At 65.7% G+C, this 20,608-nt stretch carries 18 protein-coding genes; 3 read left to right on the forward strand and 15 right to left on the reverse strand.

Annotated elements, in window-relative coordinates; translation table 11 throughout:
* Window positions 1–3: 3 nt before the first annotated feature.
* From KF688_13455 to KF688_13465, 3 genes are all read right to left on the reverse strand, one after another.
* A complete protein-coding gene (locus KF688_13455) occupies window positions 4–1,428 on the reverse strand; it encodes an adenylosuccinate lyase (protein ID MBX3426680.1) in 1,425 nt (474 codons plus the stop codon).
* 199 nt (window positions 1,429–1,627) lie between these two features.
* Complete coding sequence (locus KF688_13460; protein ID MBX3426681.1) at window positions 1,628–3,049, reverse strand: HD domain-containing protein; 1,422 nt, start codon at window positions 3,047–3,049, stop codon at window positions 1,628–1,630.
* A 145-nt stretch (window positions 3,050–3,194) separates the two neighbouring features.
* Window positions 3,195–3,470 (reverse strand): hypothetical protein, encoded by a 276-nt coding sequence (locus KF688_13465; GenBank protein ID MBX3426682.1) that lies wholly within the window; start codon window positions 3,468–3,470, stop codon window positions 3,195–3,197.
* 374 nt (window positions 3,471–3,844) lie between these two features.
* Between KF688_13465 and KF688_13470 the strand changes: the two genes are divergently transcribed.
* A complete protein-coding gene (locus KF688_13470) occupies window positions 3,845–6,238 on the forward strand; it encodes a peptidase (GenBank protein ID MBX3426683.1) in 2,394 nt (797 codons plus the stop codon).
* 49 nt (window positions 6,239–6,287) lie between these two features.
* Complete coding sequence (locus KF688_13475) at window positions 6,288–6,491, forward strand: hypothetical protein (protein MBX3426684.1); 204 nt, start codon at window positions 6,288–6,290, stop codon at window positions 6,489–6,491.
* On the opposite strand, the gene KF688_13480 is transcribed toward KF688_13475, so the two are convergent.
* The 6 genes from KF688_13480 to KF688_13505 form a co-directional block, all read right to left on the reverse strand.
* On the reverse strand, window positions 6,484–8,454 hold the full coding sequence (locus KF688_13480) for a hypothetical protein (GenBank protein ID MBX3426685.1): 1,971 nt from the start codon (window positions 8,452–8,454) through the stop codon (window positions 6,484–6,486). The two genes, KF688_13475 and KF688_13480, sit on opposite strands and share 8 nt — an antisense overlap.
* Before the next feature lie 341 nt (window positions 8,455–8,795).
* Window positions 8,796–10,496, reverse strand: coding sequence for a VWA domain-containing protein (locus KF688_13485; GenBank protein MBX3426686.1), 1,701 nt, complete (start codon window positions 10,494–10,496; stop codon window positions 8,796–8,798).
* A 194-nt stretch (window positions 10,497–10,690) separates the two neighbouring features.
* Window positions 10,691–11,809: an MCE family protein gene (locus KF688_13490; protein MBX3426687.1), complete on the reverse strand. Its 1,119-nt coding sequence runs from the start codon at window positions 11,807–11,809 to the stop codon at window positions 10,691–10,693.
* A gap of 105 nt (window positions 11,810–11,914) precedes the next feature.
* Window positions 11,915–12,721, reverse strand: coding sequence for an ATP-binding cassette domain-containing protein (locus KF688_13495; GenBank protein MBX3426688.1), 807 nt, complete (start codon window positions 12,719–12,721; stop codon window positions 11,915–11,917).
* Between the two features lie 165 nt (window positions 12,722–12,886).
* Complete coding sequence (locus tag KF688_13500) at window positions 12,887–13,753, reverse strand: ABC transporter permease (protein MBX3426689.1); 867 nt, start codon at window positions 13,751–13,753, stop codon at window positions 12,887–12,889.
* Window positions 13,754–13,859: 106 nt separating this feature from the next.
* Window positions 13,860–14,861: a matrixin family metalloprotease gene (locus KF688_13505; protein ID MBX3426690.1), complete on the reverse strand. Its 1,002-nt coding sequence runs from the start codon at window positions 14,859–14,861 to the stop codon at window positions 13,860–13,862.
* Window positions 14,862–15,002: 141 nt separating this feature from the next.
* On the opposite strand from KF688_13505, the gene KF688_13510 reads away from it, so the two are divergent.
* Complete coding sequence (locus KF688_13510) at window positions 15,003–15,503, forward strand: DUF1569 domain-containing protein (protein ID MBX3426691.1); 501 nt, start codon at window positions 15,003–15,005, stop codon at window positions 15,501–15,503.
* A 25-nt stretch (window positions 15,504–15,528) separates the two neighbouring features.
* Here the strand turns inward: KF688_13510 and KF688_13515 are convergent, their stop codons facing one another.
* The 6 genes from KF688_13515 to KF688_13540 form a co-directional block, all read right to left on the reverse strand.
* On the reverse strand, window positions 15,529–16,311 hold the full coding sequence (locus tag KF688_13515) for an MBL fold metallo-hydrolase (protein ID MBX3426692.1): 783 nt from the start codon (window positions 16,309–16,311) through the stop codon (window positions 15,529–15,531).
* A gap of 144 nt (window positions 16,312–16,455) precedes the next feature.
* Window positions 16,456–17,355 carry an NAD-dependent epimerase/dehydratase family protein gene (locus tag KF688_13520; GenBank protein ID MBX3426693.1) on the reverse strand — a complete coding sequence of 300 codons (900 nt, stop codon included), beginning with the start codon at window positions 17,353–17,355 and terminating at the stop codon, window positions 16,456–16,458.
* A 49-nt stretch (window positions 17,356–17,404) separates the two neighbouring features.
* A complete protein-coding gene (ruvX, locus tag KF688_13525) occupies window positions 17,405–17,848 on the reverse strand; it encodes a Holliday junction resolvase RuvX (GenBank protein ID MBX3426694.1) in 444 nt (147 codons plus the stop codon).
* Between the two features lie 116 nt (window positions 17,849–17,964).
* On the reverse strand, window positions 17,965–19,047 hold the full coding sequence (locus KF688_13530; GenBank protein MBX3426695.1) for a mannose-1-phosphate guanylyltransferase: 1,083 nt from the start codon (window positions 19,045–19,047) through the stop codon (window positions 17,965–17,967).
* A 147-nt stretch (window positions 19,048–19,194) separates the two neighbouring features.
* On the reverse strand, window positions 19,195–20,241 hold the full coding sequence (locus KF688_13535; protein MBX3426696.1) for a thiamine phosphate synthase: 1,047 nt from the start codon (window positions 20,239–20,241) through the stop codon (window positions 19,195–19,197).
* Window positions 20,242–20,283: 42 nt separating this feature from the next.
* Window positions 20,284–20,517, reverse strand: a complete 234-nt coding sequence (locus tag KF688_13540; protein MBX3426697.1) for a hypothetical protein — start codon at window positions 20,515–20,517, stop codon at window positions 20,284–20,286.
* Between the last annotated feature and the right edge of the window lie 91 nt (window positions 20,518–20,608).

Raw genomic sequence — 20,608 nt, forward strand, 5'->3', positions numbered from 1 at the left:
GATTCACACTTTGAGCGCATCGTCGGCAGCAACGAGATTCTCGTACCGCTCTCGAATCGGCGCCACGACTTCGGCCAGGAACTCGTCGACTTGCTCGGGGGCGCGTCCGACGAGTCCGCGAGCGTCGACCGCGGCGGCTAGGTCGACGCCGGCAAACGCCGGGTCGGCAGCCAAGCGGTCAAGCAGATCGTTCGATCGGCCGTGCCGCTTCACCTCGGCAGCGGCGGCTTGGCTGTGCACGCGAATTCGTTCGTGAAGGTCCTGTCGATCGCCCCCCGCGGCGACCGCGGCCATGAGAATGTTCTCAGTCGCCATGAACGGCAGCTCTTCACGAAGGTTCTTGGCGATCACCTCGGGGTACGCGACCAACCCGTCGGCCACGTTGCGGTAAAGCAACAGCACCGCGTCGATCGCCAAGAACGCCTGCGGCAGGACAAGTCGGCGATTCGCGCTGTCGTCCAGCGTGCGCTCCATCCACTGCGTGGCGAGCGTGGCGCCGGGATTGGCCTGCAGGCTGAGCACGAATCTTGCGAGCCCGCACATTCGCTCGCACCGCATGGGATTGCGTTTGTACGCCATCGCGGAGGAGCCGATCTGGTTCTTCTCGAACGGCTCCTCCAGCTCTTTGCGGTGGGCGAGAATGCGGACGTCGCTCCCCGCTTTGTGGGCCGAGCCGGCGATCCCGGCCAGCACGTCGAGCACCTGGGCGTCGATCTTGCGGGGATAGGTTTGCCCAGTGACGGCGTAGGTGGCGTCGAACCCCATCTTACGGGCGACGATCTCCTCAAGCCGACGGACCTTGGCATGGTCGCCGTCGAACAAGGCCAGAAAGCTGGCCTGCGTGCCGGTGGTCCCCTTGGTGCTTCGGGCGCGCAGCGACGCGATGCGGCGCTCGACCTCTTCCAAATCGAGTGCGAGATCGTAACACCACAGCGTCGCCCGTTTGCCGACGGTCGTCGGTTGAGCAGGCTGCAAGTGGGTGAACCCGAGCGTCGGGAGCGCGCGATGCTCGGCGGCGAACGTCGCCAGCGCGTCGATCACCGCCGCCAGTCGCCGGGCCACGAGTTGCAGCGACTCGCGCAGCAGCATCAGTTCGGCGTTGCAGTTGACGTACTGGCTCGTCGCCCCCAGGTGGATGATCGGCCGGGCCGTCGGGCACTGGTCTCCGTAGGCGTGGATGTGGGCCATCACGTCGTGCCGCAGTTCGCGTTCGTACCGCTCGGCGGCGGCGAAGTCGACGTCGTCGACATGCGCGGCCAGTTCGGCGATCTGGTCACGGGTGATCGGCAACCCCAACTCGGCCTCCGCTTCGGCCAGCGCGACCCACAGCCGCCGCCATGTCGAGTGCTTGCGCTGAGCGCTCCAGATTTCGCTCATTTCGGCCGAGGCGTAACGCGTATTCAGCGGATTCTCGTAACGGTCGTGCATGGAACGGCGGGGGGAATTCAAGAAGACGATGCAAGTGGTGACCGGCGGTCGACAGTCGCGGCAACGCGACCAGAACCTCAAGAACGCCAAGCGTCAGTTCGCTCGCGCCCCTGCCATTGTAGTCTCTGCAGCCAGAGCGCTGCCGGGGAATCTATTGCGTTGGATCGCAGTGCGGCGACCGCCGGCGCGGCTCCGCACGCTACATGTTCGTCAGGTCGTCGTCCCCAGGACCGCCGATGAGCGCGTCGAGTGCGGCGCCGACGGCTGCGGCATGCTCCCGCGGGGCGCCCTTCTGCAGATACACCCGGCAAAATCGATGGGCCACGGGCATGTGCTTGAACAGCCAATCGTCAGTCAACGGGCGAATCTCGCCGGTCCCCGAACGCTGCAGAAAGTTCTGCCCGGCCGTCGCTTTGCGTGCATCGGGCCGATAAATGTGCCGGGGCAAATCGACCTGCAACGGGATGTCGCCCAGCTCGCGCGGCAGCTTCTCGCGGAGCGCCCGCTCGACGAACTCGGGACTGCTGAAGATGCTGCTCGCTTCGGACTGCTCGGCCGTCACCAGCAGGTTCCGTTCGTAGACCGATTCCCAATCGACTTGTCGCAGGATCAACCGGCGCCACCGTTCGCCCAGGGCCCGTGTCGCCACGTTCTCGCTGCGATGCCATCGCCCGACATCGACCAACAGCGACCATTCGGTGAACCCTTGGTAATCGTCCAATCGCTCGAGCGGATTGCCGGGGAACAGCTTGTCGCGGCTGTCGCGGAACAAGCCTTCGAGCGTCTTGTCGATCGCCCGCACCGTGCGGTGGAAGTAGACGGCCCGGAACAGTTCGCTCTTGGTCTGCATGAACCGCAACAGCGCGTTCAGCCCGCGATGGTGAATCGTCAGCCCCCGCTCGCTGAAAAAGCTGTATCGCAACAGCCGGTCGAGATCGTAGGCCCGCTCGCTGTAGCCGCTCATAAACGCATCGCGAAGGACGAAGTCCATGTTGTCGACCGTGTAGAGGCCGCAAAACAGGCTGCGCAGCATGGCCAGCCAGCGGGGCTGGTTTGCGGCGTCGTCGGCCTTAGGACGCTGGATGAGCCAGGCGATTTGCTCGGGGTCGATCCGCTCGCCCGGCTCCAATTCGCGATTCGGACAGCGCCGCACGCCGCGGAGCAAGTCGCCCAACTCGTGCCGAATGATATGGGCGCCGAGCGTTTCGTGAGTCAGCGGGCCGCCGTCGGGGCTCGGAAAACGACTTAAGAAATGGGCGTCGAAAAAGTGCCCGAACGGCCCGTGCCCCACGTCGTGCAACAGGGCGGCCAACCGCATCGTGCACTCGACGAACCCCCGGCTGGGGACGTCGGAGCACGTTTCAGCCAAGCTGCCGTACAGAGCGTCGACCGCGCGGCTGGCCATATGCATGGCCCCCACGACGTGCTGAAATCGGGTGTGCTCGGCCGACGGATAGACCCACCACGCGGTCTGCAGTTGGTGAATTTGCCGCAGCCGCTGCAGCCATGGGTGATCGAGCAACGTCCGCTCGGCCGTCTCGCCGGGTGCGACGATCGAGACGAACGGAATGTACCCGTGAAGCGGGTCGTGAATGAGGCTCTCGCGCTGAATCTGCTTCATGCGGCCATTGTCGGGAGGACGCCGAGAGTGACAAGGGGCGTGGCGGGGATGTTCAACGTGTGACGGAGGTTTGCCGATCTGCCGCCGGCGTTGCAGCCTTGCCTCAACAATCAAACGTCAAGCACCCGTGAGGACTGCCGCTTGTTCAGGCGTCGTCGGCTTCGTGCTCGTGCTCGTGTTCGCAGCACTCGTCGCCGGCGGAGGTGACGTCGAGATACACGGCCGCCAGCGCGACGACCAAGGCTGCGAGTCCGGCGAGCCACACGACGGCCACCCCCAGCGTGACCCGATCGGCGATGCGTGCGCCGGCAGGATCGCCCATCGCCCCCAACAGGACTCGGACCCAGACCAGGATCGCCACGAGCACCGGCGCCCCCAGCGACAGGCCGAGCAGCGATTTCACCGTGCTTCGCAAGTTCATCGCGTGGCGGCCTCGTAAGCAAGCAAAAAGGGGAACGATCCCTGTGGATTGGCCTTCTGCAGCGAGCGCAGGCGGCGCCTGGAATCGGGCTCGGGCAAGCCCGCCCAAATTGCGCAACCGCTACATTCCTGCAGCCGTGCGGAAATCTTGGACCGCCTCGCAGGGCCTGTCAACCTGCGGCAAGCCCCTGAAGTGCGGGAGAAGCCGGATTTGAGCGGCAAACGCCCCGCGGACTCCGAAATTGACCTGCCGCGACCAGGGTCCACAATGAAACGTATCGACTCGAACTCGCCCTCGTCGAGCTTGCTGCGACGATTGCGGGTCGTATTCCATCACCAGTTCCACCAGGGCGGCCCCTCTGGCACGTGCGATCCATGCGACGACGGACTCCCTCGCTCTGCCGAGTCCTGAGCATCGTCGCGGCCGTTGCGACGGTTTGGGGGCCGTCGCGTCCGGCGTTTGGCCAGAAGTTGCTGCTCTCGGACGGGCGGGTTCTGACGGGCAAACTGAACCAAACGGCCGGCATCGCCGAGACTCCCGACAAGCAAGCGCCGCAGGCCGGGCAGGTTCCGGTCCGGCCGATCCTGATCGTCGACGACGATCTGCGCCGCACCTTTGTCCCGAAGTTCAGCGTCCAGGACATCCTCGACGCCGCCCCGGAGAAACTTGTCCGCGTCAAGCTCGATCAACAGGTCGCCAGCGGCGGGGGAAAGCTGATGAGCGTCGGCCCGGCGCTCAACATCACCCCGTTCGACAAGTACGGTCGGCGAATCTACGAAATGGTCACCGGCGACGGCCCGCTGGCGATTGTGCAGGGGATCAGCGAACTGACCCCGAGGTACGCCAAGGTCGAGGGACTGTACGGCCAGCCGCGTCCGATCGTGTGGGACATGCGACTGGCCACCAGTTCGATCCCCGCCGACACGCTCGCGGGGATGCTCGAAAACGCCATTCCGCAGGACGACGTCCAGGCACGGTTGCAGGCGGTGCGCTTCTACGCCCAGGCGCAGCGATTTCATGAAGCGCGGCGCGAGCTCGAGCAGATTCTGATTGACTTTCCCGATCAGCAGGCCCTGGCCGGCGAACTGAAGCAACTGCGGCAGATGGGCGCCCGACGAGTGCTCGCCGAAATCGAACTGCGCAAGGCCGCAGGGCAACATCAACTTGCTCGGACGTTGCTCGACCGTTACCCGACCGACGAAGTGAGCGGCGAAACTCTGCAGGAGGTGCGCGAGTTGGCCACGTCGTACGAGACGGGCGCCGCGCGGATTAAGCGGATTGCCGCTGAACTGCGCCGCGTCGTCGCCGAAATCGCCGATCCCGACGACCGGGGGATCGCGGCGCCGTTGGCCGAAGAAGTGATCGCCTTGCTCACCCACAACAACGCCGACCGGCTGGCGCCGTTCGTGCAATTGCTGGACGACCCCGGGATGGGCGCCGACGAGAAGGCGGCCCTGGCGATCAGCGGCTGGATCCTCGGCCCCGAGGAAGCCAAGACCAGCTTGCCGCTGGCCGTCGAGTTGGTCAAGGTGCGCGACGCGGTCCGGCGTTATCTCCGCGAGTCGGCCCCCGCGGAGCGGGAGCAAATTCTTGTCTCGCTCGGCAGCTACGACGCGGCCAAGGTCGAGAACCTCGCCAAGATTGTCGCCCGGATGACGCCGCCGTGGCACGACAAGAAGTATCTTGATCCGAAGCAAGCCGGGGACTTCGTCATCGGCGCGCCGGGGCTGACGGCCGACGGCGACTTTCGCTACCACGCGCAGCTTCCCCCCGAGTACGACCCGACGCGGCGCTATCCGCTCATCGTGGCGCTCAACGGCCAATACAACGATCCGACCGACGAATTGGAATTTTGGGCCGGCGAGCGCACCGCGAGCGCCGACGGCTCGGCCCCGCCTCGCAACGGCCAAGCGATGCGGCACGGTTACATCGTGATGGCCGTGTTGTGGCAGAAGCCGCACCAACTGGCGTACGAATACTCGGGTCGCGAGCACGTGGCGGCGCTTACCTGCGTGCGCGACGCGATGCGACGATTCGCCGTCGACAGCGACCGAGTGTTTCTCGCCGGGCACGACATTGGAGGAGACGCGGCGTGGGATCTGGGACAAGCTCACCCCGACATGTGGGCGGGGGTGGTTCCGATCGTCGCCGCCGCCGGCGACACCTACGTACGGCACTACTGGGACAACGCGATCCACGTTCCCTACTACTTCGTCTGCGGCGAGCTCGACGGGCTGCGGATGAGCGCCAACGCCCCGGTGCTTGATCTTTATCTGCGGCGGCGGTTCGACGCGACGGTCGTCGAGTACCTGGGCCGGGGCCACGAACCGTTCGGGGACGAGATCCTGCATTTGTTCGATTGGATGGCGCGCAAAGTCCGCTCTCCGGCGCCGCAGGAGTTCACGTGCAAGACGCTGCGCCCCTGGGACAATTGCTTCTGGTGGGTCGAATGCCACGCGCTGCCCGAGGACAAGATGGTGTTTCCCAGCGAGTGGGAGATCCGCAAGCCGCGCCCGGTGAAGATCAGCGGCAAGAAGCTCCCGAACGGAACCGTCACCGCCCAGGTCCCGTCCGCCGCGGCGACGCTGTGGCTCAATCCCGACGTGGTCGACTTCGCGAAGCCGATTCGCCTGGAAGTGAACGGCCGCCGCGTGACGACCGCGGGGCAATCGATTACGCCGACGGCAAACGCACTGCTTGAGGACGTCCGCACTCGGGCCGACCGGCAGCGGCCCTACTGGGCGAAGGTCGAGTGGCCGGCCAAATGACGCCAAGCGCGTGCGAAGCCGCCGACGAATCCGTCAAACACGATCTGCCATGACCGAATTCCGAACGGCGGCGTCTTCGCCGGCGAATCCATCGACTTGCCCGACAGGCAGTTGCACCGCCGTCACGGGGGAAACGACTTCTCAACCGACGGACGTCCTGGAACGCCGGCGCGCGGCGTTCGCCGAAATCTGCGCGATCGCGGCGAAGGAGAACTCCGAGTACGACCTTTCGAAGTCGGCGCTCGTTACCTGACAGTCGTCTCGACCGCCGACGTTCCGGCGTTGGCCCGGGCTTGCGCGGGTTGCTTGGTCAGGGTCGCGCCGACGACGAACCAACCGTCATCGTCGGCCCGCACCAGGGTCCCCGCGGGGCTGAAGTACCGGCGGACCATCTCGAAACTCGGCAGCTCGCGGCCGTCGATCTTCTGCTGCCGCAGGCGGCCCTCCTCCTCGTCCTCGGGCGGAGTCAGCAATCGGTTCAGAAACCGGCCGAGCAGCGTTTCGGACTCGGGCATTTTGCCCTGCCGCAGGAGTTCGTACGTCGGGCGATACGCTTCGTCGGTTCGCACGAAGCAGCGGGCGCACACGGGGTCGTCGATGAGCTGGTTGAGGGCCGCGTCGACCTGGTGGAAGTCGCCGGAACCGACGAGCGCCTCCTGCTGGTTCCGCACGCTGAGGATCTCCTGCAGGAAGTTCATGTGCGAAGCGATCAGCAGGTGTCCGTCGGTCACGCACACGGCCGAGGCGGGGGCGTGTTTCTGATTGGCGTCGTTCGCGTCGCCTGACTCCGGGCCCAGCGGTTCGAACCCGCCGATCTCGATCTCCAGTTCAGGAACGTCGTTTTTCGGCTCAGCGATTTCCCAGATCGACTTCCCCTCGAAATCGCGGTGGAACGCATTGGGGTCCGCCTTCATGAACCGGTTGACCGCGTCGGCGACCTTCGCCTCGTCCTTCACTTCGACGGCGAACAGAAATCGCTCGCTCTTGGTGGTGATCGGCACGTTGTAGTCGGTCACCAGCGAAACGCGATTGCCGAGATACGCCACGAAGTCCTGCTCGACGTCGACCTGCGGTCCATAGGGATCCTTGCGGAGCCCCTCGATGACGTCGGCAAACGCGTTCTCATAGCCGGCGATCGCGTCGAAGAGCGTGTCGACATGGGCGAAAGCGTTCTTCAAATCCATGTTGAACGTGCGGTAACTGGCCAATCCGCGGGGAATCCACGGTTGGGGCTGCAACTCGCCGCCGTTGGGAAATTGCAGCATCCGCATCGCGAGCCGGTACTTGTCCTTCTCGCCAGGGATCGGCGGGGCGTACACGGCCGTGCGATGAACCACCTCGTACGTCCCGGCCACCAGCAAATTGACGTAACCTCCGGCGCCCTGGACGGCGTCGAAGCCCTGGCTCCGCAAAATCTCGACGTAGTCCTTGCCCGCGGGGCGCTCGCCCGGCTTAGCCAGCGAGCGGGCGGCCCGAGCGTATCCGAACGGATCGGCGAACCACCGGACTTCGGGGGCGAGCAAACGAGCCTCGGCCGCGCAACGCCGCATCGTCTGCTTGTAGCTCTCGACCGTCGCCAGACTGTCGCTCCCCTGCCCTTTGATGCGCGCGATCATCGCGTCGGCTTCGGCCCGATTGTCGACTCCGCAGAGGAGGTCGTTCTCGATGAAGAAGATCGCGTCGTGGGCGACGTCCCCGTCGCGACGGGAGGGGATGCGGTAGATCGTCAGCGTCACGCCGCCGGAAGCGGCAGTCGACTTGGTCGCGTTGCGCTTGGCCAAATCGGAATCGATTTTGGCGAGCATGGCGTCGGCGGCCTCGCGCCGGCCGGTCACGTCGACCGTGACGGCCAGGGCGGCCCGGTCCCCTTTGCGCTCGACAATCCCCATGCCGATTTCGCCGGCGGCGACGTCACGCAGGTCCTCGAACGTCAGCCCCAGCTTCTCCTGCATGCCCGACAGCTTGCGCTGCATCTGGCGTTTGACGTCCTCGACGAACGGCCGCATAGCCGGGTCGTGCATCAACTGGCCGAGTTGGGTCTGTTCCCAGTTCTTTTCCAGGGTCGCCAAATCGGCGATCGAGGCGAATCCGCGCGTGGCTTGCGACATGACGGCGTCGCTCGCCGGGGCGGCGGACGCCGAGCGGGCGAGCGCTGCGGCAAGGGCGCACGCGGCCAGCAAGGCGCACGAACCGAACCTTCGGTCAAGCAAAAGCATGAGTAATCCTGCCTGGGACGGCCGCCGCGGCAGCCTGTCGAGGGGAGAGGGGGACCAAGCGCGGGGACTTTACGAGGTTATCGGCGAATCGGCAAGGTTTATCCTCCCCGGCGACTCGCCAAGCGTAGAGCTTACCCAATGCTAGCGACATGCCCCAGTCGTCCCCGCCGATCCCGGGAAAATGGGCTGGCTTTGCGGGTCGTTTCGCCAATCAACAGCGGAAAACCGCAGTGGATTGTTACCCGTGCGAATCTCGCGACGGGCCCCGGCAGGCGTTCCGTCGCGTCACGTCTTACGCAGCACGCGAAGAAAACTGCCGAGACTGCGGACCGCAAGAGCTGTCACCCGACGATCTCCCGTCGGCGGCTCACGTAGTCCCACACGACGTACCGATCGAGGTCCTTCCCAGCCGTGAAGAACACCCGACCCTTGGTCGATTCGGCCAGCCTGTGGGCGAATCGAACGTCCTCCTCGGTTTGCGACCAACTGGGGAGCAGAAACAGGTTGATCGTGATCCCGTCGCGCCCGCACAGGGCGCCTTCGCGCATCGTGGCCCCCTCGGTCCGCGGATCGGGGGGGTAGAGCAGGTACAGCATCTGCTGCTCGAAGTGGGCCGTCGGCAGCCCGTCGGTGATCAGCACGATTTGGCGATTCGGGGTGTCCTGCGTCGCCAGCAACCGCCGGGCGGTCGACAGGCCGTGCTGGATGTTTGTGAAGTGGGGCGGGACTTGATACTCGCTCACCTCGGCCCGACTCATGTCAGCCCGCAGCCGCACGACGGGGTCGTACACGGTGACCGGCTTTGGCATGAGCTCGACGATCCGCCCCCGCTCGACCACCTTGGCGAAGCTGGACATCTCGATGAACTGGAGATAGTCGCCTGGGTATTCGCTGCGGATGAGCCCCTCGAGCGCCAACGCCATCCGCTTCACGTTGACGTACTGCCCGTCGTAGCGCATCGAACCGCTCATGTCCATCACGACGCAGGTGGCGCACTTGGGGGCGTTGCGGGTGCGATGGATCACGATGTCGTCTTGATGAATCCGCACCGGGGCGTGCGGCCCCTGCCGCACCAGCGCGTTGACGAACGTGCCGGGAATGTCCATGTGAGCGACCGAGTCGCCGAACTCGAACGGCCGAGTCGCCTGTAACTCGACCGCCCCTTCGCCGACGACAGGCCCGACGTGCCGACCAGTCCGCGAGGCTTGCAAGCTGCTGAACAGCCGCTCGAGCAGCTTCCCCTGGAAGATGCGATACGCCTTGGGGGTCAGTTGAAAAGCGCCGTCCCGCTCCTGCAGACCCTGCCGCTCGGCTAGCTCGCGGAGGTAGTCCTGCACCTGCTGCTGCAACGCGCTCAGTTGCTCAATGTCCCCCGGCTCGGCGAACTCGGCGAGCGCCTCCATGTCGATCACCGCGATCTCCGCCGTCTCGCGGGCCTCCTCGAGTTGCTTGATCAACTCGTCGATCCTCTCCAGTTCGTCTTTCACGGCCAGCGCTTGAGGCACTGTCAGGGCCTCGCGACCGGTGAATTCATACTTGGCGGACAGTTCGTCCACTTGGTATTTGTCGCCCAGCGCCTCGATGACGCCGACCAGTCCGCGGGCGAAGGGGGACTGGTCGTCTCCCACGGCGTACCACAGACGTTCCAGCTCGCGAATTTGCTCCTGCTCGACCGCCTGACGGAAGCAGTCGCGGTGCGCGCGGGGCGGCTTGACCTGCTGAGCTTGCCGGCGGTAGGCCGCGTCGGCTCGCCCGCGGACCTTGCGAGTCTCGTACTTGTCGAAAATCTTGCGTTTCCGCTCGCGGAGCATCGCCAGCAGCGCGTCGAGACTGGGGCCCAGCCCGGCAATTTGGCTGGGGTCGAGCCGCACCGCCCGGGCCAACTCCTCAGGGGTCAGCTCGCGACGCTGGCCGAACATCAGCATGTGCTCAAAGGCCGAACTCACCAAATCCGGCGGCGGCTGCGTCGGACTCGGGAACCGCCTCGGGTCGTACTTCTGATAGGCGTGAATGACGCCGCCGAGCGTCTCGCGATTGGCCATGAAAGGGCTCTCCCCGGGGTGCCGACTGCGTATTGTACCGCAGAACGGCGCGGGGAGGTCACGGGCTGGATACGAAGTGCGGGACGCTGTGATGTTGGGACACGAGGACCACAGGACCCGTCGACCCGGAGCCAAAACGTCCCCGGGTCAAGTTGACCCCTTGTCCCCTGATCCAATCATCCCCTAGTCCCCCCTCATCGCTGGATCGCATTCAACGGCGTTTCTCGGTTGACCACGCCCCTCAGCGCTCGAGCCGGGTCGCGTTGCAGCTTGTCGGTCAGCACCCAGATGTTGTCCAGGATCATCCGGATGCGCCGCTGGACGAATTCGTCCGAGACGAGCGCCCGCACGTCGGCGATCATCCCCTGGGCGTCGGACGCCGCCGCGTTGATTTTGTCGTACAGCTCGCGGTCGCGGATCAACAGGCCGATCGTCCCCTGACTGTTGTTGATGTTCGCGCTCAACTCGGCGACGTTCCCTAGCAGTTCCTGCAGGTTGGTGACGCTCTGCTCCATCGAGGCCACGATGCGATCTCCCCGCTCGCCGAGCGGCTTGGTCAGTCCTGTGAGGTTCTTGAGATTCTCATCGGCCGATCCCGCTACCCGCTCCAACCCCTGCATGATCGCACGAGCGTCCTCGACCAGGGACGGCAATTGGGCGAGCCCCTCGCGCAAGTTTTCTTGCAGCTTTTCGTCGCCGACGATCTTGTTGACGTTGGTCATCGTCTCGCGAAACTCGACGAGGGCTGAATCCAGCGATTCGACCATGCGCGTCACTCGTTCAAGATCATTTTCGCCCAACACCGTATTGAGCCGCTCGGCGAGTTGGGCGACCTCGGACCCGGCTTGGCCGAGCGCCTGAATTGTTTGCTTGAGATCCCCCTGGATGTCCCCCAACATGTCGACGGGGCTGGGAACGTACATCCCCTCGATTTCCTCTCCCGGCTTGAACGCGACGCTCCCCGCCGACGGACGCATCGGGACGAACTCGATTGTCGCGTCGCCGATGAGCGAGGTGACGATGCGCGCCCGCTCGTTCGACTTCACCTCGCGGCCCTGGTTGATGTTGAGCGTAATCACGGCCCCCTCGTCGGTCGGCTCGACGTCCTCGACGCGCCCGATCAGAATCCCCCTTCGTCGCACCGGCGTATTCGGCGAGACCCCAGGGGCTTGGTCGGCGACGACCTTGAGTTGATAGTTGCCCGAAAAGGGGAGCGACGAAAAGTCGCTGTGCCAAGCGATGAGGATGGCCGTGATGACGACCGTGGCGACTGCCACCACCCCGACGCGGAATTGTTTATTGCGTTCGTTCATGGCAAAACCTCAGGGCCGGTCGATGCCGGCGCAAAGTGTCGTGCGCGGGGGCTTGCGGTCCGGACCGCACGGCGGCCCGGCTGGAGGCGGAGTTGCCGGAGTCCGCTATCTCCCCTCCGCCAGTTCGCTGATTCGGTCGCCCGCTTCGCCGCGAATGAACTGCGTGACGCGGCGATCGGGGGATTTGTCGATCTGCTCCGGCAGGCCGTCGTACAGCGTCTGCGACTCGTCCGTCTCCAGCCGCGCCAGCGGGTAGAGCATCACGATGCGGTCCGCCACCTTGCGAGCCGAGAGCATGTCGTGAGTCACGATGATGCTGGTGACGCCAAAGGCGTCGCGGACGCGGATCATCAGTTCGTTGATGACGTCGCTCATGATCGGGTCGAGCCCGGTGGTGGGCTCGTCGTACAAAACCGCCTCGGGCTGCAGCATCAGCGCCCGTGCCAGTCCGACGCGTTTGCGCATGCCGCCGGACAGTTCCGCGGGGTATTTTCGCAGCGCGGTTTTGGGGAGCCCCACCTCGCCCAACAGTTCCATCATCCGCCGCTCATGCTGCGGAGCCTCGCTTCGCGGCCGGTGTTGCCGCAACGGGAAGAGAATGTTCTCGGCGACGTTGAGACTGTCGAACAAGGCCGCGTTCTGGAAGACGAACCCGAATCGCGTACGAAGTTGCGACAGCTCCTGCTCGCTGAGCCCGTCGAGCGACTGGCCGTCGAACGCAACCGAACCGACGGTCGGCTCGATCAGCCCGATGATGGTCTTCAACAGCACGGTCTTGCCGCAACCGCTCTCGCCGATGATCGCCAGCGTCTCTCCCCGCGGCACGACGAGGTCGACGTCGCGCAACACCTGCTGCCGCCCGAACGTAACGCCGAGGGCGCGAACTTCGATCAGCGGCGCGGCGGAGACCATGGATTGGGGGGCGAGGGGGTGTGGCGTTTGGGGAGGTCAGGCCGGGTGATTGGAGCGACGACTGGTGAACGTGGACAGGGCCGTCGCATGGGATCAGCTGCGCCGCTAGCGGATGCATTGCATGGCGACATTCAACCCCTTGCAGCCTCGTCCCTCGCGGTCTTGCTACGTTCCGAACAGCACCGGCGCAGCGGGCCAGATCGCCAGGTAGATCTGGTCGAGCACGATGCTCAGGCCCAGATCGATTACGATGATCGCGACAAACGAATAAACGAACGCGGTCGTGGCGGCCTGGCCGACGCCTTCGGCCCCCGGTCGGCAGTGGAACCCGCGGTAACAACTGACGATGCCGATCGTGGCGCCGAAGAAGACGCTCTTCGTCACGCCGTAGAACATGTCCCAGGTCTCGACGAACCGGTTCGCGTTGGCCCAGTAGTGGTGGTCGTCGATCCCCAGCATTTGCGTGCAGTAGAGGTTGCCTCCCAGCACCCCCATGAACATCGCCATGACCGTGAGCGAAGGGATCAGCAACAAGCATCCCAAGAACCGCGGCACGACAAGGTAGTGAATCGGGTTGGCGCCCATGCTGGCCAGCGCGTCGATCTGTTCGGTGACGCGCATCGTGCCGACTTCGGCGGCGATGGCGCTGCCGACGCGGCCGGCGAGCATCGTGGCCGCCAGCACGGGTCCCAGCTCGCGGAACATCGACTTGTTGATCACGCCCCCCAGTTGCGTCTCGAGCCCGAACGCGCGGAACTGGGTGAACGACTGCACCGCGAGCACCATGCCGATGAACGTGCCGATCACCGCGACGACCGGCAGGCTCTCGACCCCGATCTGATACATGCTGCGGACCAACGTGCCGGGGCGCGGCGCGCGGGTGAATAGCCAAGCGAGGGTCCGCCAGAAAAACAGCGTCAGCCCTCCCGCTCCGTCAACCGCTCGGAGGATGCCGGCGCCCAAGCCGGCAATCGACTCGCTGACGGCGTCGATGGAGCCGCGATTCGCGGCACTGGAGCTGGCAGTGGACATGGCGACGAGCCGGCGGCCTTGCGGGACCGCTCGATCGGCGAGCGGCAGACGAAGGGCGCGCACGCAACAGACGCACTCCTTCCCCGCTCATCATCGACGTTGCCGATTATGCCGCTTGAGAGAACCTTGCCGCCCCGACGGCGATCGCCGTCAGGGCCAGCGCCGCTAGCGTCGCCGCCGCGGGCTCGGGGACGACTGTCGCGATCGGCGTCACGACGAACTCGCGCTGCCAGACGAGAAAGTCGCGCCCGTCGACCGCGCCGTCGCCGGTCGCATCGCCCGTGGACTTGGCCGCTCCGCCGGCCGCGCCGAAGTTGGCGGACCAGATTCCCAGATCGTCGCCCGTCGTCGCGTTGTCGCGGTCGAAGTCGGCAGCCAGCGCCGCCCCATACAGAAACTGGATCCCCGCAATGTCGTCGGGGTCGAGTTCGCGATTCACGTACTGAAAGCACTCGAACTCGATCGACATCACCGAACAGAAGTCCGAATGGGCCATCCCCAAGGCGTGTCCCGCTTCGTGCAAGAGGAGACTCTCGAAGTCGTTGAAGATTTGGATCGGGTCCCCTTCGCCGCCTGGGTCGAAGAAGAACGTGTTGTCCGCGTTGAGAAGCACGTCTCCCTCCAGCGAACCGCCGTTGGGGGGCGGCGCAAAGCCGACGCCGCCGACGAAGCCGGCGATCGAGAACGCACCGAACCGAATCTGCCCCGTGTCCGGCGACTGGGCCGCCGTGCTGCTGAACGGGGCGCCTGAGTCGGGGACCTGCACGAAGTAGATGTTGGCGACCGCCGACCACTTGTCGAGCACCCGCTCGATCGTGGCCAGCGCCTGGGCGTGTCCCAGGCCGGTCATAATCGCTTCCAGGCTGCTGGTCCCCGTGATGTTGGGATCGCTCCAGGAGGGATCGATCGTCGTCCCGTCGGGCATGATGCTCCAAGTGATCGTCCCCCCCGTCGATCCGGGGGTGAAGATGTCGCCCCACTTGTTGTAGTAGGTCGCCTCGTCTCCCCACGGATAGGGACCGAACAGGTTGTACGCTGCGACTCGACCGCCGCCGACCGCCGTCAGCACGATCGCGACCGCCGCAAGGGAGCAAGAAGCCTTGGACATGGGACGAAATCCAGAACGGCAAATTGGCGAGCAGGCGTCTCGGGGACGCATCTTCAAACCGGCCGCATTCTCCCCTGCCCCCCTTCAGCCGTCCAGAAATTTCGATCACGGCCGCGATCGGGTCGGGTAGAATCGCGAGCTATGATCGACACCCGCAAGGCGATCGACCGTCGCGAGCTTGGCTTCGAGTCCTTCGCCGAGGTCCTCGCCGACGCCGAGTCGCTCGCCGCGGCGGAGCGGCGCGGGGCGCTCCGCGCCACAGGGAACTGGCAACTGGGACAAGCCATCGGGCACTTGGCGTTCTGGGCCAACGCCCCGTTCGACGGCTATCCGCCGATGCCGCGCGTGCCGTGGTTCATGCGGTTCTTGCTCAAACTGTGGAAGAACGAGATCCTCGACGGCTCGATGCCCGCAGGAATGAAGATTCCCCGCGTCCCCGGCGGCACATTCGGCACGGAGTCGATGGCGACCGACGAGGCGATCGGCCAACTGCTCGTCGCGTTGGCCCGGCTCGAGGCTCAGGCGCCGACGGAGCCGAATCCCGCTTTCGGACTCTTGACGCACCAGGAGTGGATCAAGCTCAACCTCCGCCACGCAGAGCTGCACCTGGGATTCTTTCATCCCGAGGGCGAAGGGGGTTGACCGCGTCCGCCCCTACTCCGAGCCCCTATTGCGGCAGCTTCCCTTCGACCAGCTCCCGCTCCCAATCGTCCATCAGCGGCCAGTCGACGGCGCAGGTGCCGAAGTCGGCCATGTGGAGATAACTCTCGAGCCGGGCAAGCGTGCGGTCGATCAGGGCGTCGTCCTTGCGAAAGGCGGGGCCGTGGCTGGGGAGCAGCCATTCGACGTCGCTGGACTTGATCCGTTCGAGCGACTTGATGAAATCGGGGATGCTGCTGCCGTGATGAGCGTCGATCGCCCCCACGCACCCGTCGCGGAACAGATTGTCGCCCGAGAACAAGAGCTTGCCGAGCCGGAAGCTGAGCTGCCCGTCGGTGTGCCCCGGAGTGTGCCAGACCTCGAGCTTAAGATCGCCGACGGCCAGCGTATCGCCGTCGTCGACGGTTCGGTCGACTTCGATCGGGGGCATGGCCAGGTCGATCCCCTGCGCCTCGATGTGGGCAAAAGTCGCCACCCGGTCCCCTTGTTCCAACAGCTTGGCGGCCAACGGGTGGGCGATCACCGGGGCCTTGAGGACCTGCTTCGCCTTGGCAAGCCCCTGGATGTGGTCGACGTCGGCGTGCGAAGCGATCAGCCCGGCGCACTTGCTGAACGGGAAATCGAGTTGGCGAATCAACTCGATGCACTCGTCGGCCGCGTCTTCGTAGCCGATGTCAATGAGCGCCCACTGGTTGTCGTCGTAGATTAGGTAGACGCTGCAGGTAAACCGGCGGCGTGCCTGGTGGTTCAACTCAATGACGTGGGGAAACAGGGGCGTCCGGGAAAGCATCGGTTCGCGACGGCTGAGGCGTAGTGGCAAGAGTTCGACGCATACACGCGACCCACACCGCAGGCCGCCGCAGCGTCCGCGATTCTAAAGCGGCACGTCGCTCGCCTGCAACTGTGGCGAGCGAGGACGCGGGGAAAGAGCCCGCTAACGAGATTGGTTCTCAACAGAACCCATGATCGCCGCCAACCCTGCGCGATAGTCCGGATAAGCCAATTTGACTCCCAGCGACGCAAGCATTTTGCGATTGGAGATCCGGCGGTCCGCCCCCGCGCGGGCAAGCGCCGGCGAGTCGGGGGCCGGATCGGCGAACCGCGGCTTCACGGCGCCCAAGAGCCGCGCCGCTTCGGCGTAATAGTCGCCGCGAACGACCGGCGACCCGTCGCTGACGCAGAACGTGTGGGGCCCGCGCCCGGCGACCTCGAGCCACCGCTCGGCCGCAAGGACCGCGGTCGCACCGTCGTCGACATGGATCAGATTGAGCCACCCCGCGCTGGGAGCGGGAATCGGCTCGCCTGCCTGGAGCGAGGCCAGATAGGGGATTCGCCCCGGGCCGTAGATCCCAGCCAACCGCAGCACCGCTGCGCGCCCCCCCAACGGGTGGTCGGCAATCGCTCGCTCGGCGGCCAGCGACGCGATTCCTCCCGGCCGCTGCGGATCGGGCGGGGTCAGCTCGTCGACCTCGCCCCCGCGCGCGTCGCCGTACACGCCGGTCGTGCTGACGTAGATCAACCGCCCGATCTCGGCAGGCAGCGTCGCCAGGACGTTCCGGACGCCGCCCGCGTAGACCTCGTCGATGGTCGCTGAATCGCTCCGATCGAACCCGACGGCGAACAACACCGTATCGAACGCGGCAAACTGCGGCAGCCTGCGCGCATCGACGACGTCCCCTACGAGCGGCCGGAGGCCCTGGCGTTCCAACTCCGCGGCTCGGGCTGCCGTCCGGGTGAGCGCGGAGACCTCGTCCCCGGCCGCAAGCCATCGCCGCGCGACGCGGATGCCAAGATACCCGCAGCCGATGACAAGTTTGCGCGCGGGCGATGTCATGGGAGTCCTCTGGCATTTTGCGCGGCGGCCCGCCTGGAGTATGCGCCGGCTACTCCAACCCTTGCGGAGGATCTTGGCTGCGGGCGCCCGCCTCAAGGTACGCGGTCAGCATGATCTGGGCGGCAAGTTGGTCGATTCGCGCCTTGCGCCGTTTCTTCGTCAGCCCCGCGGCGAGCAACTGCTCCTCCGCCTCGGCCGAGGTGTATCGTTCGTCGAAGTACTCGACGGGCACGCCGGTGATTTGCTCGAGCCAAGCGCCGAACGCGCGAGCCTCGCGCGACTTCTGACTCTCGTCGCCGCTGGTGTGGACCGGCAAGCCGACGACCCACTTTTCGAGCCGTTCCTCTTGGGCGAGTTGCTTGAAGTAGGCGGCGTCGAATCGCTCGCTCCGCCGAACGTATGTTTCCAGCGGCCCGGCGATCCGCACCGACAAATCGGCCACGGCAATGCCGATCCGCACGGTCCCGTAATCAACGCCGGCGATGCGGGACATAGTTCGGCAACCAGCGCGTGACTTGGCGACGTCGGCAAAGACGTACTGGCAAAGCGAAACGGAAAGGGAGCGGCGCGGCTGCCGTGATCCGGCACGCGCGACGTATCGGCGGCGGGCTACAGATACTCTTTCCAACCCCGCGCTTCGAGCTGTTTGACGACCTCGCGGACAGCTTCTTCGTCATGCTTGTTCGCCACGAGGGTCGCATTGGGGGTATGCACCACGAGACAATCCTTCAGCCCCACGGTGACGACCAGATGCTCGTCCTCGGTGCAGACGATCGTCCCCCTGGTGTTGACCCCCAAATGCCGGCCGACGATCGTGTTGTCGTTGTGATCAGTCCCCACGAGCCGCCCCAAGGCTTGCCAACTGCCCAGGTCGTCCCAGTCGTACGGCGCCTCGATGACCGCCACGTTGCGGGCGTGCTCCATGACGGCGTAGTCGATCGAGATCCCCTTGATCGCCGTGAACTCGCGATCGAAGACCTCCTGCTGCTCGGGCGTCCCCCACGCGGCGCCAATCGCCTGCAAATGGACCAGCATCTCGGGCTGACGAGCTTTGATGGCATCGAGGATCGTCTTGGCCTTCCAGACGAATATTCCCGAATTCCAGTAGAAATCGCCGGAAGCCAAGTAATCGGTCGCGGTGGCGGCGTCGGGCTTCTCGCGGAACCGTTTGACGACGAACGCCGGAGCGTCTCCCTCGCGGACGTCGATCCGGGCGCCCCGCTGGATGTAACCGAAGATCTCTGCCGGGTAATTGGGACGAATGCCGAACGTGACGATCCGGTCCGGCTGCTTCTCGACCAACTCGGCCGCCTGCTGCAGCGCGTCCTGAAACCGATCCGCCCAGCGAATGACGTGGTCGGCCGGCAGCACGGCCATCGTCGCGTCGGGGTCGTCGCGGCTCACCAGCAGGGCGGCCAACCCGATGCACGGAGCCGTGTCGCGTTTGCACGGCTCGCCGACGATCGATTCGGGGGGGAGTTCGGGAAACTGTTCGCCGATCGTGGCCACGAGCCGACGATTGGTGACGATCAGCGTCTGCTGGGGCGTCACGAGATCGCCGAGCCGATCGACCGTCTGCCGGAGCATCGATTGCTTGCCGATCAGCGTGAGCAGTTGTTTGGGTTTGTCGGCTCGGCTGGCCGGCCAAAACCGGGTGCCGGAACCGCCGGCCATAATGACGGCGTGAAGCATAGCGGGCGGGGAAAGGCGAGAGTTCGGAGGTCGGGGGCTGCCGGCGCCAAGTGGCGCCGGACGGGAACCTGCCAGCATACCACGCCCGCCCCGCCCCGCGCAGGGCGCAACGCGCGGCGCGAACTCTGCTGAAACCGGCGATCAGGATCAATCGCCCCAGGCGGTGCGGAGGCGTTCGACGGCCGCCCGGGGGTCGGAGGCCTTCGTCACGGCCCCGCTGACGGCGATTCGAGCGACCCCGGTCTCGCGGACTTGGCTCGCGTTCTCCGGGGCAATCCCGCCGATCGCGAACGCGGGGAGCGAGATCTCCGCTGCCACGACCCGCAGGTACTCCAACCCTGCGAAGACGTCGAACGACTTGGTCGACGTGGGAAAGGTCGGGCCGGCGCCCAGATAGTCGGCTCCGTCGAGGACCGCTCGCCGCGCCTGGTCGAGCTCGTGCGTCGAGACGCCGATCAGTTTGTGCGGGCCAAGGATTGCCCGGGCCGAGGCGACCGGCAAATCGTCCTGCCCCAGGTGGACTCCGTCGGCGTCGACAGCCGCGGCAACGTCGGGTCTGTCGTTGACGATCGCCAGCGTGCGACGGGGCGCCTGCGCTCCCCTCGTTGCGGCGACCAGCAATTGGGCCCGGTCGAGCAGCTCTCGGTCGGCAAGTCGCTTCTCGCGCAATTGGATCGCGTCAACCCCCGCGGCGAGGAGCGGATTCAGCATCGCGAAGAACTCCTGCCGCGTGGCGCCCCCCTCGATCAGCACCATCAGCCGCACGTCGGCGAGTCGCTCGGCGGCGTCCACCGAACGGCGCAACGCGGCCTCAACCACGTAGAACCGATACCGCAGCGACTCGATCGTCTCGCTCGCCAGCGAATCGAAGCACTTGCCGTACTCTTCCAAACTGCGGAGCGACTGCTTGACCCGCTCGCAACTCGCTTTGCAGACGTGCCAGGCGTCTGTGCGAGCAAGTTCGGCGGGGGTCGAGATCGTCGTGCCGACGTCCCCTGCCGTGTCGCGGGCTGCGTACCGCCGGGCGAGCGGGCTGACTGCGACCGCCGCAGCCAAGGCGTGCCGCAATTCTTTCACCTCACGAGACAAGTGCCGATCCTCGAGCACGAATCGGGCGAAGTCCTCGACGACGCGCAGCCCTTCGGCGGCCCGATTGAAGGATGCGTCGAGGATGCGGTGCATGGGGGCGGACATCAGCGGCGGTTCCGGCGACAGTGACGGGCCAGGCTGGCGAATTCACCTGATCTGCGGTCCGAACAACCGCCAGTACGTGAGGACGACCGCGGTGGCGGCCAGCATGGCCGGCCCGGTACGCCCCCGCAAGCGATCGATCTCGGCCCCCGCGATGAGCAGCATCAACGCCCCCGTGGCGGCCATCGGCCAATGTTGCCAGCGTGAGATCCCCATGGTCGCCGCGGCGACGGTGGTCCACGCTAGCATGCGTTTCAGGCTGAATTGGAACGGGGACAACGTCGGAGGATGCCAGGGAAGGACGCGGGGGCTCGGCGGCGCGAAGCTGGCGAACCGGCCTCGTCGCAAGCCGTTATTATCGTTATCTTTC

This window comes from Pirellulales bacterium (genome assembly GCA_019636345.1).
Classification (GTDB): Bacteria; Planctomycetota; Planctomycetia; order Pirellulales; family Lacipirellulaceae.

Coding starts and splice junctions, on each gene's coding strand:
- KF688_13460 (MBX3426681.1), bottom strand. CDS start 3,049: ATGAAGCAGATTCAGCGCGAGAGCCTCATTCACGACCCGCTTCACGGG.
- KF688_13515 (MBX3426692.1), bottom strand. CDS start 16,311: ATGCTTTCCCGGACGCCCCTGTTTCCCCACGTCATTGAGTTGAACCAC.
- ruvX (MBX3426694.1), bottom strand. CDS start 17,848: ATGTCCCGCATCGCCGGCGTTGATTACGGGACCGTGCGGATCGGCATT.
- KF688_13475 (MBX3426684.1), top strand. CDS start 6,288: ATGACCGAATTCCGAACGGCGGCGTCTTCGCCGGCGAATCCATCGACT.
- KF688_13490 (MBX3426687.1), bottom strand. CDS start 11,809: ATGAACGAACGCAATAAACAATTCCGCGTCGGGGTGGTGGCAGTCGCC.
- KF688_13530 (MBX3426695.1), bottom strand. CDS start 19,047: ATGCTTCACGCCGTCATTATGGCCGGCGGTTCCGGCACCCGGTTTTGG.
- KF688_13505 (MBX3426690.1), bottom strand. CDS start 14,861: ATGTCCAAGGCTTCTTGCTCCCTTGCGGCGGTCGCGATCGTGCTGACG.
- KF688_13510 (MBX3426691.1), top strand. CDS start 15,003: ATGATCGACACCCGCAAGGCGATCGACCGTCGCGAGCTTGGCTTCGAG.
- KF688_13470 (MBX3426683.1), top strand. CDS start 3,845: ATGCGACGACGGACTCCCTCGCTCTGCCGAGTCCTGAGCATCGTCGCG.
- KF688_13480 (MBX3426685.1), bottom strand. CDS start 8,454: ATGCTTTTGCTTGACCGAAGGTTCGGTTCGTGCGCCTTGCTGGCCGCG.
- KF688_13500 (MBX3426689.1), bottom strand. CDS start 13,753: ATGTCCACTGCCAGCTCCAGTGCCGCGAATCGCGGCTCCATCGACGCC.
- KF688_13485 (MBX3426686.1), bottom strand. CDS start 10,496: ATGGCCAATCGCGAGACGCTCGGCGGCGTCATTCACGCCTATCAGAAG.
- KF688_13465 (MBX3426682.1), bottom strand. CDS start 3,470: ATGAACTTGCGAAGCACGGTGAAATCGCTGCTCGGCCTGTCGCTGGGG.
- KF688_13495 (MBX3426688.1), bottom strand. CDS start 12,721: ATGGTCTCCGCCGCGCCGCTGATCGAAGTTCGCGCCCTCGGCGTTACG.
- KF688_13520 (MBX3426693.1), bottom strand. CDS start 17,355: ATGACATCGCCCGCGCGCAAACTTGTCATCGGCTGCGGGTATCTTGGC.
- KF688_13535 (MBX3426696.1), bottom strand. CDS start 20,241: ATGTCCGCCCCCATGCACCGCATCCTCGACGCATCCTTCAATCGGGCC.
- KF688_13455 (MBX3426680.1), bottom strand. CDS start 1,428: ATGCACGACCGTTACGAGAATCCGCTGAATACGCGTTACGCCTCGGCC.